Here is a 14543-nt window from a genome sequence, read left to right as displayed (position 1 = left end):
GGCATTCATGCCGCTTCCTCGGCAAACAGCGTGCTGTCGGTGCGCAGGCGATGCTCGTCACCGACCCGGCGCAACAGGCCGATGCGATCGAAGTATTCGAGGATCTGGATCGCGCGCTTGCGGCCCAGCCCGGTCGCGTCGCGAAACGCGGCCGCCGTGACCGCGAGCCGCTCGCTCTGCCCGGCAAGCTGTCGCGCCAGGGCCGCCAGTTTCGCCATCGTCTCGACCGAGTAGTAGAGGTCTTTCACCACTTGATGGAGTTCGCCGCGCTGTGCCAGCCGCGCGAGCGTCGTGCGCATCAGCGGTTCGGACTCGCCGCAGTCGCGCGCCAGGTCACGCGCCCAGCACCCCTCGAAACCGGATTCCGCAAGCCGGGGTGCCACCTTCTGCGCGATGCGCTGGTCCACCGCGGACAGGCGCACGCCGTGCGCCGGCAGGTGCACGAAGGCGCCGCGCACCGCGAGCGTCCCGTCGGCCTGCAGCAGCACGAGCAGGTGCCGCCACAGGGCTTCGGGCATGCGTGGCTGCGCGAGCCGGCGCAGGCGCGCCGCATCGGGCCCGAGTTCGTCCGGGTGGCGCTGGTGGTAGGCGGACAGGGCCTCGACCACGCTGGCACGCACCGCCGTGGCCTGGGTTTCGCCGAGCGCGAGGTCGGCGCGGGCATCGTGCAGGTGCAGCGCCGCGGCCGGCAGCACGTCGGCCAGCGGCTGCGTCGACTCCAGGCCCTGCGCAGCCGCCAGCCGCCGCAAGTCGACACCGTAGGGCGCCACCGCGAGCAGCCCTGCCACCCGCCCGGCCAGCCCGGGCTGCGCCAGCGCGTCGAGCTCGGCCAGGCGCTGCGCAGTGCGGCGGTAGCGCACCGGCGCGAACGGGTCGAGCACGGTGCCGCCGGCCAGCGTGCGGCTGGCCGAGGCGTCGCGCAGCACCACCCGGTCGCCATGCCAGGCGCCGACCGGCGCGCGCAGCACCAGCTGCACGCGTGCGGTCTCGCCCGGAGGCAGCGTCTCGCGGTCGAGCACGGCCACCGAACCGGGCACCGACGCGGCGCCGATGTGCACATGCACCGGCGTGCCGCTGCGCAGGGCCTTCGCTTCCTCGTGCCACAGCGTGAGCGTCGCGTCGATGCGGTCGGTGGCCAACGCGCAGGCCGGATGCACCAACCACTGGCCGCGCTCGATGTCCTGCTTGGCGATGCCGGCCAGACCGACGGCGCAGCGCTGTCCGGCCGCGGCCTGCTCGACCGGCCGGTTCTGCGCATGCAGGCTGCGCACGCGCACCCGGGCGCCGGGGCCCGGCGAGAGCACCAGCTCGTCGCCGACCGCCACGCGGCCGGCATGGACGGTGCCCGTCACGACGGTGCCGACGCCGTCGAGCGTGAAGGCACGGTCCACCGCGAGGCGGAACGCGCGACCGTCCGGCGCGCGCTCGCCCAGCTGGCGCGCCTGTTCGTACAGGTGCTCGCGCAGGGCCTCGACGCCCTCGCCGGTGTGCGCCGACAGCGCGAACACCGGCGCGCCCTGCAGCGAACTGTGCTGCAGCAGCTGCCCGACATCGGCCCGCACGGCGGCGAGGCGGTCCGCGTCGGCGCGGTCGGCCTTGGTGATCACCACCGCCCCGCGCTGCACGCCGAGCAGCGACAGCACCGCGAGGTGCTCCCGCGTCTGCGGCATCACGCCGTCGTCGGCGGCCACCAGCAGCAGGCCGAAGTCGATGCCGGTGGCGCCGGCCAACATGGTGTGCACCAACCGCTCGTGGCCCGGCACGTCGATGAAGCCGATGCGCTGCGTGCTCTGCGGGACGTCGAGGAAGGCGTAGCCCAGCTCGATGCTGATGCCCCGCTTCTTCTCCTCGGGCAGCCGGTCGGTGTCCACGCCCGTGAGCGCGCGCACCAGCGTCGTCTTGCCGTGGTCGATGTGTCCTGCGGTGCCGATGATCATGCGTCAGGCCGTGATCTCGCGTCCCTGGATGCGGTAGCGGAAGGTGTCCGGCGACAGCTCGTCGAAGCGGCCGCTGTCGTTCTCGCCGTTCGGGTACATCAGGAACGGCAGGCTGGCCTTGCCCGCGCTGCCGGGCAGCATCAGGTCGTTGGCGGTGTTCCAGCCGATCCAGTTGCCCTCCCAGTTGCCGAACAGGCCGGCGCGCACCGGCGCGACCACGGGATGGTCCGTGTCACGGATCCACTCGGGGGTTTCCTGGCGCATCACCTTCAGCACGTCGGCCGGGTCCATCGCGACCCAGCCGTGGCCGGCGATGTACGCCTCGGCGCGGCAGTGCTGCGCGCCGGTCAGGTTGGCCGGGTTGGCCCCCAGCTCCTTGTAGCCGAACGCCGAAGGCGCGACGCGCAGGCCGTAGACGTCGCGCGCCGGCACGCCCACCGCACGGCACAGGCCGGCGAACACCGCGTTCAGGTCGGCGCACTTGCCGCCCAGGTTGCCGGTCTCCAGCATCGTGACGATGTCGCCGGTGCCGCAGCCGCGCACCTTGGGCTCGCGGTGCGCGTTGGCGACCACCCAGTCGTAGATCGCGCGCACCTTGTCGAAGTCGGTACGCGCGCCGCGGGTCGCCTCCAGCGCGGTCTTGCGCACGATGCCATCCAGCGGCTTGAGTTCGGTCGGCCGCAGCGCGGCACGCAGCACGGCCGGGTCCTCGCGCACGCCGGCCGGGCGGTTCCAGTCGACCGTGCGGTTGCGGGTCTGCACGCGGCTGGTCAGCGCGAGGGTCGGCTCGGCGACCCCCGGCGGGAACTCGGCGTAGAGCATGCGCACGCCGCGCGGCGCATCCGCCACGATCGCCACGCGCGACGCGTTGCCGGTCCAGCTGTGGTCCAGGCTGCGTTGCCAGGGCGTGTCGAGGTCCGGGATGGGCAGCCACAGGCGCGTGGTGCCCTGCACGTCGGCCACCGTGACGGTGGTGGTCACCTCGAAGGTGCGCCAGCCGTCGGGTTGTGGTGCGAAGCGGCGCTCCTGGGCGCTGGCGACCCGCGGGAGCCAGGGCAGCGTCGCGGCGGCGGCGCCGGTGCGCAGCAGGTGACGGCGGGTGAGACGACAGGTCATGGCAGGTTCCTTGTGCAGCGAAGGAGAGGACGAAGTCAGACGACGGCAGCCATCCAGGCGCGGGCCTGCGGCCCGCCCCAGTCGCACTCGCCGGTCACGGTGAAGGCGGCCCGGCCGTCGCGGCCGACGACCACCGTGGTGGGAAACACGCGCACGCCGAACGCCTTCGCCGCCGCGCCGTCGGCGTCGCGCAGCACCGGCAGCGTCAGCGGCTGGCGCTCGAGGAAGCGCCGCACCGCGGCGTCGGTCTCGCGGAAGTTCACCGCCAGCACCTCGACCCCGTCGGACTCGTGGCGCGCGGCCAGCAGCTCCAGCGAGGGCAGCTCGGTGACGCACGGCGGGCACCAGCTGGCCCAGAAGTTGAGCACCACGACGCGCCCGCGCGAGTGCGCCAGCGACCAGCGGCCGCCCTCCCAGGCCGGCAGGTCCAGCCCGGGCGTCGCGCGGCCCCGGGGCCAGGGCCGGTACAGCGGCCCGCCCTCGGTTTGCGCCGCCAGTTCCGGCAGCGCGAGGCCGAGCGCGAGCGCGGCCACCAGCCGGCGCCGCGCCGGCACGAAGGCGACGGCGCCCTCCCCGCCCAGGCCGCCGGGAGGCATGCCGCCCGGCCCGTGCAAGTCGGGCGAGGGACTGCGAGAAAGGCGCCGTGCCCTCGTCATCATGCGAACATGTCGTCAAACTTCAGCGACGCCCAGCGGAAGTTCTCGGTGACGAGTTCCTCGCGCCGCTCGTTGTCGTCGATCTGGGTCTGCTCGATCTCGCCCTTCGAGTTGACGACGTAGTCGAACTGCACGCTGATCGCCTCGCGCGGGTTGCCATTGACCATCATGTAGCAGAGGTTGTCCGGCAACTCGTCCTTCGGGCTGCGGCCGGCCAGGCGCTCGCCGATGTAGCCGGCCACGATGTGGCCCAGCGCGTTGGCGACGTGCGCACTCTTGGGATAGAAGCCGAAGGTCGGCGCGACCCGGCCCACCGCGTCGCCGATCACGTAGACGCGGTCGTCGCCGCGCAGGTGCAGCTTCAGCGGGTCGACGTCGGTCCAGCCGGTGGGCTTGCCGTCCGGGCCGCGCGCGATCGCGTCGGCCTTCCAGGCGATGTCGCCGGCCTGGTGCGGCGCCATCAGCGTCGCATGGTCGAACTTCATGTCGCCGGCCGAGGTGCGGATGCGCTTGTTGAAGGGATCCACCTCCTGCACGTGCGCATTGGGCACGTAGGTGATGTAGTCCTTGTACAGCTCCTCGAAGGCGGCACGGAAGCCCGGGCCGATCGGCATGATGCGCGGCTTGTGGTCCAGGATGGTGACCCGGCCCTTGATGCCGTGGCTCTTGAAGTAGTAGGCGATCATGCAGGCCCGCTCGTAGGGCGAGGGCGGGCAGCGCTGCGGCGGCGGCGGCAGTGTCATGACCCAGTCGCCGCCCTTGAAGGACTGCAGCGCGCGCTTGAGCGTGAAGTGCTCGGCGTTGGGAATGTAGGCGGCCGGGAAGCGGGTGCGCGTCGCATCCGCCGCCGCGCGGTCGTTGCCGAACCAGGCCTCGTAGTTGTAGCGGATGCCGGGCGCGAGCACGAGGTAGTCGTAGTCCAGGTGCCCCTGGCTGGTGTAGACCCGCCGTGCCGCGCGGTCGACATGGGTGACCTCGCATTGCACGTACTTGTAGCCGTGCGCCTGCGACACCTTGAGGTAGTCGTGCGTGAGGAAGCTGTCGTCGACGATGTCGTTGAGCCACTTGTTGCTCAACGGGCAGGAGAAGAACACCGGGTTGCGCTCGAGCATCACCACCTCGGCCTGCGGCGCCTTCAGGCGCAGCTGCTTGGAGACGGTCAGGCCGCCCCAGCCGCCGCCGACCACCACCACGCGCGGGGCGCGCCCCTTGGGCATCAGCTGCTGGCCGGGCAGGCCGATCATGGGCGGCAGCGTCGTGGCCGCCGGGGACGAGGAACCGGCCGGGCTGGCACAGCCGGACAGCCAGCCGGTGGACGCGGCGGCCGCGCCGATGAGGAAGTGGCGTCGATCAAGCGACATGTGTACTCCTTGTGGGCTTGTCGTGACGGAAAACGGATTCAGGCCAGCACCTCGCGCAGCGCTGGAAGCTGGCGCACGAAAAGGTCCGGATTTTCCAGGCAACGCAGGTCCAGCAACAGGCGGTCGTCGGCAATGCGGCCGATCACCGGCACCGGCAGCCCGCGCAAGGCCTCGGCCAGCCGGTCGAGCGCGCGGCCGATGCCCTGGCGCTGCAGCGGCGCGATCGCCAGCCCCGCCGAGGGCAGGCGCTCGACCGGCAGCGAACCCGAGCCGATCTGCCCCATCAACGCCACCACCTCGACCGCGTAGTGCGGCGCCACCGCCGCGGCCACCTCGGCCTGCAGCGCACGCGCCAGCGCCTCGATCTCCTGCACCGGGCGGGTCAGCAGGCGCAGCGTCGGCAGGTCGCGGGTCAGCCGCTCGGGCCGCAGGTACAGCCGCAGGGTCGCCTCCAGCGCCGCAAGCGGCAGCTTGCTCATGCGCAGGGCCCGCTTCATCGGGAACTTGCGGATGCGCCCGACCGCCTCGCGCGTGCCGACGATCAGCCCGGCCTGCGGGCCGCCGAGCAGCTTGTCGCCGCTGAAGGTGACCACGTCGCAGCCGGCCTTGAGCATCTCCTGCGGGGTTGGCTCGTGCGGCAAGCCGTAGTCTTCCATGTTCACCAGTGCGCCGCTGCCCAGGTCGGTGGCCAGCGGCACGCCGCGGGCGCGGCAGATTTCGGCCAGTTCGGCCTCGCTGACGCTCGCGGTGAAGCCCTGCACCGCGTAGTTGCTGGTGTGCACCTTCATCACCAGCGCGGTGCGCTCGTTGATCGCACGCTCGTAGTCGTGCGGGTGGGTGCGGTTGGTGGTGCCGACCTCGACCATCTGCGCGCCGGCGCTGGCCATCACGTCGGGCATGCGGAACGCGCCCCCGATCTCGACCAGCTCGCCGCGCGAGACAACCACCTCGCGCCCGCGCGCCAGCGCCGCGATGGTCAGCAGCACCGCGCCGGCGTTGTTGTTGACCACGGTCGCCGCCTCGGCGCCGGTGAGCGTGCACAGCAGCTCCTCGACCACGCTGTCGCGGTCGCCGCGCCCGCCCGAGGCCAGGTCGTACTCGAGGTTGTTCGGCCCGGACATCATCGCCATCAGGTGCTGCAGCGCCTCGTCGGCCAGCAGCGCGCGGCCGAGGTTGGTGTGCAGCACCGTGCCGGTCAGGTTGAGCACCGCGCGCATGCGGGGGGCCAGGCGCGCCTCGACGCGTCCGGCCAGCCGGGCAGCCAGCGCCCCGGGCTCCACCTCGGCCTGCGTCAGCTCGCCCGCCACCGCGCGGGCGCGCAGCGCGTCGAGCATCGCGCGCACTTCCGCGGCGACCAGCGTGTGGCCATGGGTGTCGACGAGCGCCGCCACGGCGGGCTGGCGCAACAGACGGTCCACGGAGGGCAGGTCCTTGGGGCTGGCCTGGGAACCGTACACGACGGACTCGCTGGGCCGGGCCATCAATGACCTCCCGGCGTGGGAGGCGAGTCTCCCGGTGGTTCGGGTTCGCCGTACAGCAGCATCAGGTTGACGCCGTAGCGTTGCCGGCCCGCTTCGCAGGCCAGCAGGTCCAGCGTCAGCGTCGCCAGGTCGTCGGCCACCGGCTCCGCGAACGGATCGCGCTCGGTGTGCACGATCTTGAGGTAATGGCCGCAGTCGTCGCAGGTCTCGGCCTGCACCGCGGCCAGGCGCGGCGGCTCGTCGCCCGGCGCGTCGGCCGCCTCCAGGGATTCATAGGCAATGTGCCCGGTGGCGCCGCAGTGCGTGCAGCGCGCGCGCACCATGTGCCACTGCATCGAGCACAGCGAACAGTGCAGGTAGCGCTGGCCCGGCGCATCACCGGCCGGGCGCACCACGCTGGCGGTGGGCCGGCTGCCGCAGCAGGGACAGCGCCCGTGGTCGTCGAGCCGGCCGAAGGCCGACCCGCCGCCCTGGTGCCGTTCCTGGGTGGCAATGACCAGGTGCGTCCAGTGCACCTGTAGCGCGGCGGCCACCAGCGGTGCGGTGGCCAGGTCCAGCCCGTGCATCACGCCGTGCAGCAGGCCGTCGGCCTGCCGCTCGAGCTGCACGTCGTCCCATTGCAGCAGGCGGTCGATCACGGGCCGTGCAGCCTCGGGCGCGGCAACCCGCACCTTGGTGACGAGGTCGCGCAGCACCTGGCGCCAGGCCGCATCGCGCGGCCAGTCGGTGGCCGACAGCGGCGGCACCCCGCAGCGCGCCGCATCGTCCAATGCCTGCGCATCCGGCAGCGGCACCTCGGGATGGCGGTTCAGCAGCTCCTGCTGCGCCAGCGAGACGTCGGCCATGAAGCGCAGGAAATCGCCCATCGCGTGCGAGGCGGCGAGCTGGCGCAGGCGCATGCCCCGTTCGGCGAAGACGGTCCCGCGCGCCGGCGGCGCCAGGTACGGCACGTTGCCGCCACCGCGCGCGACGATCTCCTCGACGGGCATCACCCGCACCGTTCCCGTGGCTGTCATGCGTTCATTGTCTCCTTTGCGTGCAACCGGCACCCCATGGCCCGCCTCACTTGCCCTGCGTCACTTCGCGATGCCACAGCGGATGGTTCTGCCGCGCCCAGGCCTCGGACACCGTGCCGCGCGTCATCGCGCGCACCGTGCCCTTGACCCAGATGGCCGCGTAGATGTGCACGATGACGGTCAGCACCAGCACCACCGCGGCAATCGAGTGCAGCAGCACCGCCACGCGCATCACGCCGATGGTGAAGTACGGGGCGAACCAGGGCCGCCAGAACATGAAGCCCGTGACCAGCAGCACCAGCAGGCTCAGCACCATCAGCCAGAACACCGTCTTCTGCCCGGCGTTGTACTTGCCCACCGGCGGCATGCCGGCCTTGTCGCCACGCAGCATCCGGCCGGCGTTGCGGCGCCATTCCCGGTCGCGCTCGTCGAAGAGGTTGTCCTTCCAGAGCCGGAAGAACAGGCCCAGGAAGCTGAGCACCATCAGCACCCCGAGGAACGGGTGCAGGATGCGCGCCCAGGCCCCGCCGCCGAACAGGTGGCTGAAGAAGAACAGGCTCGGGTGGAAGAAGGCGAGGCCCGACAGGCCGGCCAGGAAGAAGAAGATGGCCAGCGCCCAGTGGTTCAGGCGTTCGCCGTCGCTGTAGCGTCGGATCAGCTTGCTCATGGGGCCTCCTCAGGCGTCCGCCTTCTCGTCGCTGTCGGCCTTCTCCTCGACCGGCCCGACCTTCATGTAGTGGAAGAACCCGGCCAGCACGGCACCGATCATGCCGGCCAGCGCCAGCGGCTTGGCCACGCCCTTCCACAGCGCCACCAGCGAGCTGATGGTCGGGTTGGCCGGCAGGCCTTCCAGCTCGGGCTTGTCGGCATGCTTGAGCACGTACATCACGTGGGTGCCGCCCACGCCTTCGGGGTTGTAGAGCCCCGCGTTCTGGAAGCCGCGCTCCTTGAGCTCGCCGACCCGCTTCTGCGCGTAGGCGACCATGTCCGGCTTCGTGCCGAAGCCGATCGCCCCGGTCGGGCAGGTCTTCACGCAGGCCGGCTCCAACCCCACACCGACGCGGTCGGAACACAAGGTGCACTTGTACGCCTTGTTGTCCTTGGCGCTGATGCGCGGCACGTTGAACGGGCAGCCCTTGACGCAGTAGCCGCAGCCGATGCAGTTCTCGCTGATGAAGTCGACGATGCCGTTGGCGTACTTGACGATCGCCCCCGGCGACGGGCAGGCCTTGAGGCACCCGGGGTCCTCGCAGTGCATGCAGCCGTCCTTGCGGATCAGCCACTCGAGCTTGCCCTCCTCGGGTTCGACCTCGAAGAAGCGCATCACCGTCCACGAGCTCGGCGTGAGGTCCGCCGGGTTGTCGTAGACGCCGATGTTCTGCCCGACCTCGTCGCGCAGGTCGTTCCAGTTCATGCAGGCGACCTGGCAGGCCTTGCAGCCGATGCACTTGGACTCGTCGATCAGCTTGGCGACCTGCGGGACCGCGTTGCGGACCTGCGGGGTCGGGGTGGTGGTGGCCGAGCGGGCCACCACGTCGAGCGATTGCAGACTGGCCATGCCCTACCTCCTCACACCTTCTCGATATTCACGAGGAACGCCTTGAACTCCGGGGTCTGCGAGTTCGCATCCCCGACGAACGGCGTCAGCGAGTTGGCGAGGTAGCCGTTCTGCGTCACGCCCTTGAAGCCCCAGTGGATCGGGATGCCGACGGTGTGGATGACCTTGCCGTCGACATGGAGCCCCTTGATGCGCCGCGTGACCACCGCCGCGGCGATGACCTCGCCGCGGTTGCTGCGCACGCGCACCTTGTCGCCCTGCCGGATCCCCTTCTCGCGGGCCAGCTCCTCGCCGATCTCGACGAACGGCGCGGGCTGCACGACCGCATTGCTGCGCGCGTGCTTGGTCCAGAAGTGGTGGTGCTCGGTCAGGCGATAGGTGGTCGCCGCGTACGGGAACTCCTCCTTGGTGCCGAACGCCTCGAGGTCGCCCTTGAACACGCGCGCGGCCGGGTTGCTGACGGCCTTCGGGTTGTCCGGGCACATCAGGTTCACGCCCACCGGCGTCTCGAAGGGCTCGTAGTGCTCGGGGAACGGCCCGTCGGCCATGCCGACGGCATGCAGGCGCGCCACGCCCTCGGGGTTCATGATGAACGAGCCCACGCCCTCCTCGGGCTTCGCGTTGGGCCGCATGTCGGGCACGTCCGCACCGGCCCAGGACCTGCCGTTCCAGTACAGGTAGGTGCGGCTCGGATCCCACGGCTTGCCCGACGGGTCGGCCGACGCCCGGTTGTACAGGATGCGGCGGTTGGCCGGCCACGCGAAGCCCCAGTTCGGGTACACGCCCAGGCCACTGGGGTCGGACGTGTCGCGCCGCGCGGTCATGTTGCCCGCCTGCGTGAAGCAGCCGCTGTAGATCCAGTTGCCGCACGCGGTCGAGCCGTCGTCCTGCAGCAGCGCGAAGCCCGGCAGCTGTTCGCCGGCCTTCACCAGCACGGCGCGCGGCGCGTCCGGGTTCTTCGGATCGGGCGGCGCGAGCACGTCGCGCAGCGCACGGCCGTTGATCTCGCGCAGCAGCTCGACGGGCGACGGCACGTTCGGGTTGAGGTACGGCCAGGTCAGCGCCGCAATCGGCTCGGGCAGCGTGCCGCCTTCCTTGGCGTACAGCTGGCGCAGCTTCATGAACAGGCGCGCGATGATCTCCGAGTCGGGCTTGGCCTCGCCCGGCGGGTCGACCGCCTTCTCCTTCCACGAGATGACGCGGCTGGAGTTGGTGAACGTGCCCGCCTCCTCTGCGAAGCAGGCGGTCGGCAGCCGGAACACCTCGGTCTGGATCGTGGCCGGATCCACGTCGTTGAGCGGACCGTAGTTCTTCCAGAACTCGCTGGTCTCGGTCTCGAGCGGGTCCATGATGACCAGGTACTTCAGCTTGCTCAGCGCCGCCGACAGCTTCTTCTTGTTGGGCACCGCCGCGATCGGGTTGAAGCCCTGCACGAGGAAGCCGTTGATCTTGCCCTGGTGCATCAGCTCGAAGATGTGCAGGACGTCGTAGCCTGCATCACGCTTCGGGATCCAGTCGTAGCAGTAGTCGTTCTCCGCCGTCGCGGCGTCGCCGTAGTACGCCTTCATCAGGCTGGTGTGCCACTTCGGGAAGTTCTGCGGGAACGACATCTGGTTCGGCCGCAGCGGCTTGAGCGTGCGGCGCGCCAGGTACTCGGCGCGGTTGGTGTCCGCGTCGGTGGGCGCGCTCATGTAGCCCGACAGCACGTCCGAGTAGGCGTTCATGTCGGTGATGCCCTGCACGTTGGCATGGCCCCGCAGCGCGTTGACCCCGCCGCCCGGACGGCCCATGTTGCCCAGCAGCAGCTGGATCATGGCCATCGTCCGGATGTTCTGCGAGCCCACCGAGTGCTGGGTCCAGCCGAGCGCGTACATGATGGTCATCACCTTGTCCGGCGCCGAGGTCTCCCCGATCATCTCGCAGATCTGCAGGAACTTGTCCTGCGGCGTGCCGCAGATGCGGCTGACCATCTCCGGCGTGTAGCGGCTGTAGTGCTTCTTCAGCTGCTGGTACACGCACAGCGGGTCCTGCAAGGTTTCGTCGACCTTGACGTAGCCGTCCTCGCCGATCTGGTAGCCCCAGGTCGACTTGTCATAGGCGCGGCGCTCCTCGTTGTAGCCGCTGAACAGGCCGTTGTCGAACGAGAACTCCGGCTTCAGCAGGAACGTGAGGTCGGTGTTGAACTTGGCGTACTCGAGGTGGATCTTGTCGTTGCTCAGCAGGTAGTTGATGACGCCGCCCAGGAAGGCGATGTCGGTCCCCACGCGGATGGGGGCATAGACGTCCGCCACCGCAGCCGAGCGCGTGAAGCGCGGGTCGACCACGATGAGCTTGGCCTTGCGGTGCTGCATCGCCTCGGTCACCCACTTGAAACCGCACGGGTGTGCCTCGGCGGCGTTGCCGCCCATGATCAGGACCAGATCCGTGTTGCGGATGTCGGTCCACGAGTTGGTCATCGCTCCGCGACCGAAAGTCGGGCCCAGACTGGACACCGTCGGCGCGTGTCAGATGCGTGCCTGTGTATCGAGTGCGACCATCCCCAGGCCACGAGCGACCTTCACGCTCAGGTAGCCTGATTCGTTGGACGAGGCGGACGAGATCAGGAACGCCACCGAGTTCCAGCGGTTGACCGTCACGCCCTTGTCGTTGGTGCGGATCAGGTTGGCATCGCGGTCGTCCTTCATGTGGCGCGCGATGCGGGTGAGCGCCTCATCCCAGGTGATCCGCTTCCATTCGTTGCTGCCGGGCTCGCGCACCTGCGGGTACAGCACCCGGTTCGGCGACTGGATCATGTCCATCACGCCCGCGCCCTTGGGGCACAGCGTGCCGCGGTTGACGGGGTGGTCCGGGTCGCCTTCGATGTGGATGATCGACGACTTGACGTTCTTGGCCTTGTCGCCCAGCGTGTAGATGACCAGCCCGCAGCTGACCGAGCAGTACGGGCAGATGCTGCGGCTTTCGGTGGTACGGGCGAGCTTGAAGTTGCGCGTCTCGGCCAGCGCTGCGGTGGGCGAGAAGCCCATCGCGACCAGGCTGGACCCAACCAGCCCGGCGGCGCTGACCCGGAAGAACTGCCTCCGGTTCATGTCCATCGATGTCACTCCTGTGTGGCTAGGGGGGCCGCACGCGGCACCGGACCTGACTGTGCGTGTGGATTGGACCCGAGTGGGAACCCGCGGTCGCTCCACTGTTTCCCCTATGAAACGAAATGCACAGGTGTCGTGGCAGCCCGTCGCGACAAGTTGTCGCACCTTGCGCCGGGGTGTCTCGAGGGATCGCGACAACCTGTCGCAAAGCCGGCCCGGATGACGGCGCCGGCGCGCGATGCGCGAACCGGCGCACGACGCGGTGCCGTCCGCAACGCGCACCGGTTGTTGCAGGTCGGCGACAGGCCAACAGGAAGGACGCGTGGTTCACCCGCAACCGGCCAGCGCAACGGCCCAGCCCGACAGGTGCAGGCGCAGCGGGGCGTCCAGCATCGCGCCGTCGAGCGCCCGCAGCGAGGCCGCATGCAGCTGGACCAGCCGCCCGTCATCCCAGGTGCGCACCACCCGCACCGAGGGTGGCAGGGTGCGCAGCAGGCGCGCCGGCCGTGTCGTCCAGACGAGCACCGCGCCGCCTGCGTCGCTGCGGCGCGCCAGCGCATCGACGGCGAGCGCCGTGCCTGCCAGCACGCCCAGCAGCACGAGGGGCACCATCACATGCCGCCGCATGGCGCTCCTCCGGTTCAGCGCGCACCCGCCAGGCGCAGGAAGCGCTCGGCAGGCTGCTCGCGTACCGGCAGGTTCGCCACCGCCGCCAGCAGCGACAGCGCGACGCAGCCCCACCACATCGCGTCGTACGAGCCGGTGCGCTGGTACACCGCACCCGCGAGCGACACGCCCAGGAAGGAGCCGACCTGGTGGCTGAAGAAGGCGATGCCGAACAGCATGCCCATGTAGCGCGTGCCGAAGAAGGTCGCCACCAGGCCCGAGGTGAGCGGCACGGTCGACAGCCACAGCAGCCCCATGCCTGCGCCGAAGCCGAGCACCGTCGCGGTCGACACCGGCAGCAGCACGAAGCCGGCGATCAGCGCGCCGCGCACCAGGTAGATCCACACCAGCAGCGGCTTCTTGCCCCAGCGGCCGCCCAGCGTGCCGGCCAGGTAGGCGCCCAGCACGTTGAACAGCCCGATCATCGCCACCGCCCAGGACGACAGGCTGGCCGAGACACCCAGGTCACCGAGGTAGGCGGGAAAGTGCGTCGTGATGAAGGCGAGCTGAAAGCCGCAGACGAAGAAGCCCAGCACCAGCCAGACGTAGCTGCGGTGCGCGAACGCCCCGCCCAGCACCGTCCGCGCCGAGGCCGCCGGCACGGCGGCGGCGCCCCCCGCGGCGGGCACCTCGCGGACGAACCACGCGGCCACCAGGATGGAAGCGATGCCCGCGGCCATGCAGCCCGCGCCCGCGGACCAGTGCGCACCCAGGTCGATGCAGGCCTGCACCAGCGGGACGATCACGAACTGCCCCAGCGATCCCGCGGCGGTGCCGACCCCGAGCGCCCACGAGCGGTGCGATTCCGGCATCACCCGGCCCAGCGCGGCCAGCGCGGTCGAGAACGAGGCCCCGCCCATGCCGACGCCGACCAGCACGCCCGCGCTCAGCAGCACGTGCAGCGCGGTCCCGGACACCATCAACCCGAGGATGCCGGCCAGGTACAGCAGCGCGCCGACCAGCATCACCCGGCGCGCCCCGAAGCGGTCGGTCAGGTGGCCGGCAAACGGCTGCGTCACGCCCCAGCACAGGTTCTGCACCGCGATCGCGAGCGAGTACGCCTCGCGCGTGATGCCGAGGTCCGGCGGCAGCGGCGCGGTGAACAGGCCGAACGCCGCGCGCACGCCGAAGGACATCAGCGAGATGAAGCTGGCCGCCACCAGGGTCGCCACCAGCGCGCCGGACAGGCGGGAGGACGCGGCGCTCATGTGCGCCTCCCTCCGGCGGCCGTGACCGACAGCCGCGCGCGGGTGCCGGTGACGACGACCACGTCGCCGGCGCGCACCGCGAGCGTCGCGCCGGCGTGCAGCACGTGGTCCTCGACGTCCAGGTGCCGCGTCACCCACAACGTGCCCTGGGTGCAGCCCAGCACCAGCGCGACGGACGGGCGCAGCACCAGCACCCGGCAGCCGTGCGGCTCGAACGTGAAGCCGGCCGGCAACGGCGTCGTGCGGCGCCCGCCCGGGCCCGCCCGGTTCCACGCCTCGTAGCTCAGCGTCGCCGCACGGACCTCGGGCCGCGCCGTGCGGCGCGCGCCCCGCCCCAGCCAGGACGGCAGGGACCACAGATCAAGGGAAAGGAAACGCATGGATGCCCCGCAATGACGTTGGTGCTTCCATGCTGGGCACGCGCCCAAGCCCTGTCACTTGAAACTTCGGGCGCGCGA

Annotated in this window: 12 protein-coding genes; all 12 read right to left on the bottom strand. The window is 70.7% G+C overall.

Features of this window, described 5'->3' with window-relative positions:
* Window positions 1-5: 5 nt before the first annotated feature.
* The 12 genes from selB to IS481_RS03935 all read right to left on the bottom strand — a co-directional run bounded on the left by selB (window position 6) and on the right by IS481_RS03935 (window position 14465).
* Window positions 6-1937 carry a selenocysteine-specific translation elongation factor gene (gene selB, locus IS481_RS03990; protein ID WP_104358405.1) on the bottom strand — a complete coding sequence of 644 codons (1932 nt, stop codon included), beginning with the start codon at window positions 1935-1937 and terminating at the stop codon, window positions 6-8.
* A 3-nt stretch (window positions 1938-1940) separates the two neighbouring features.
* On the bottom strand, window positions 1941-3053 hold the full coding sequence (locus tag IS481_RS03985; RefSeq protein WP_104358404.1) for a transglutaminase-like domain-containing protein: 1113 nt from the start codon (window positions 3051-3053) through the stop codon (window positions 1941-1943).
* Between the two features lie 35 nt (window positions 3054-3088).
* Window positions 3089-3649 (bottom strand): TlpA disulfide reductase family protein, encoded by a 561-nt coding sequence (locus IS481_RS03980; RefSeq protein WP_104358403.1) that lies wholly within the window; start codon window positions 3647-3649, stop codon window positions 3089-3091.
* Window positions 3650-3708: 59 nt separating this feature from the next.
* Window positions 3709-5070, bottom strand: coding sequence for an NAD(P)/FAD-dependent oxidoreductase (locus IS481_RS03975; protein WP_104358402.1), 1362 nt, complete (start codon window positions 5068-5070; stop codon window positions 3709-3711).
* A gap of 38 nt (window positions 5071-5108) precedes the next feature.
* Window positions 5109-6551 (bottom strand): L-seryl-tRNA(Sec) selenium transferase, encoded by a 1443-nt coding sequence (gene selA, locus IS481_RS03970; protein WP_104358401.1) that lies wholly within the window; start codon window positions 6549-6551, stop codon window positions 5109-5111.
* Entirely contained in the window at window positions 6551-7567 is a 1017-nt protein-coding gene (gene fdhE, locus IS481_RS03965) for a formate dehydrogenase accessory protein FdhE (RefSeq protein ID WP_104358400.1), read from the bottom strand. The genes selA and fdhE overlap by 1 nt, the downstream gene beginning before the upstream one ends.
* Before the next feature lie 46 nt (window positions 7568-7613).
* On the bottom strand, window positions 7614-8234 hold the full coding sequence (locus IS481_RS03960) for a formate dehydrogenase subunit gamma (RefSeq protein WP_104358399.1): 621 nt from the start codon (window positions 8232-8234) through the stop codon (window positions 7614-7616).
* 9 nt (window positions 8235-8243) lie between these two features.
* Window positions 8244-9125, bottom strand: coding sequence for a formate dehydrogenase subunit beta (gene fdxH, locus IS481_RS03955; RefSeq protein ID WP_104358398.1), 882 nt, complete (start codon window positions 9123-9125; stop codon window positions 8244-8246).
* A gap of 11 nt (window positions 9126-9136) precedes the next feature.
* Window positions 9137-12217: a formate dehydrogenase-N subunit alpha gene (gene fdnG, locus IS481_RS03950; RefSeq protein ID WP_146079557.1), complete on the bottom strand. Its 3081-nt coding sequence runs from the start codon at window positions 12215-12217 to the stop codon at window positions 9137-9139.
* Between the two features lie 321 nt (window positions 12218-12538).
* Window positions 12539-12823 carry a hypothetical protein gene (locus IS481_RS03945; protein ID WP_104358395.1) on the bottom strand — a complete coding sequence of 95 codons (285 nt, stop codon included), beginning with the start codon at window positions 12821-12823 and terminating at the stop codon, window positions 12539-12541.
* 29 nt (window positions 12824-12852) lie between these two features.
* Window positions 12853-14085, bottom strand: coding sequence for an MFS transporter (locus tag IS481_RS03940; RefSeq protein WP_104358394.1), 1233 nt, complete (start codon window positions 14083-14085; stop codon window positions 12853-12855).
* Entirely contained in the window at window positions 14082-14465 is a 384-nt protein-coding gene (locus IS481_RS03935; protein WP_104358393.1) for a DUF2917 domain-containing protein, read from the bottom strand. The genes IS481_RS03940 and IS481_RS03935 overlap by 4 nt, the downstream gene beginning before the upstream one ends.
* Window positions 14466-14543: the final 78 nt, after the last annotated feature.

This window comes from Caldimonas thermodepolymerans, assembly GCF_015476235.1.
GTDB lineage: Bacteria > Pseudomonadota > Gammaproteobacteria > Burkholderiales > Burkholderiaceae_C > Caldimonas > Caldimonas thermodepolymerans.
Note: the sequence above shows the minus strand (reverse complement) of the source record. Positions and strands in the feature narration are given on the sequence as shown.

Coding starts and splice junctions, on each gene's coding strand:
- IS481_RS03975 (WP_104358402.1), bottom strand. CDS start 5,070: ATGTCGCTTGATCGACGCCACTTCCTCATCGGCGCGGCCGCCGCGTCC.
- IS481_RS03980 (WP_104358403.1), bottom strand. CDS start 3,649: ATGCCTCCCGGCGGCCTGGGCGGGGAGGGCGCCGTCGCCTTCGTGCCG.
- IS481_RS03935 (WP_104358393.1), bottom strand. CDS start 14,465: ATGCGTTTCCTTTCCCTTGATCTGTGGTCCCTGCCGTCCTGGCTGGGG.
- IS481_RS03960 (WP_104358399.1), bottom strand. CDS start 8,234: ATGAGCAAGCTGATCCGACGCTACAGCGACGGCGAACGCCTGAACCAC.
- selA (WP_104358401.1), bottom strand. CDS start 6,551: ATGGCCCGGCCCAGCGAGTCCGTCGTGTACGGTTCCCAGGCCAGCCCC.
- fdxH (WP_104358398.1), bottom strand. CDS start 9,125: ATGGCCAGTCTGCAATCGCTCGACGTGGTGGCCCGCTCGGCCACCACC.
- selB (WP_104358405.1), bottom strand. CDS start 1,937: ATGATCATCGGCACCGCAGGACACATCGACCACGGCAAGACGACGCTG.
- IS481_RS03985 (WP_104358404.1), bottom strand. CDS start 3,053: ATGACCTGTCGTCTCACCCGCCGTCACCTGCTGCGCACCGGCGCCGCC.
- IS481_RS03940 (WP_104358394.1), bottom strand. CDS start 14,085: ATGAGCGCCGCGTCCTCCCGCCTGTCCGGCGCGCTGGTGGCGACCCTG.
- fdhE (WP_104358400.1), bottom strand. CDS start 7,567: ATGACAGCCACGGGAACGGTGCGGGTGATGCCCGTCGAGGAGATCGTC.
- IS481_RS03945 (WP_104358395.1), bottom strand. CDS start 12,823: ATGGTGCCCCTCGTGCTGCTGGGCGTGCTGGCAGGCACGGCGCTCGCC.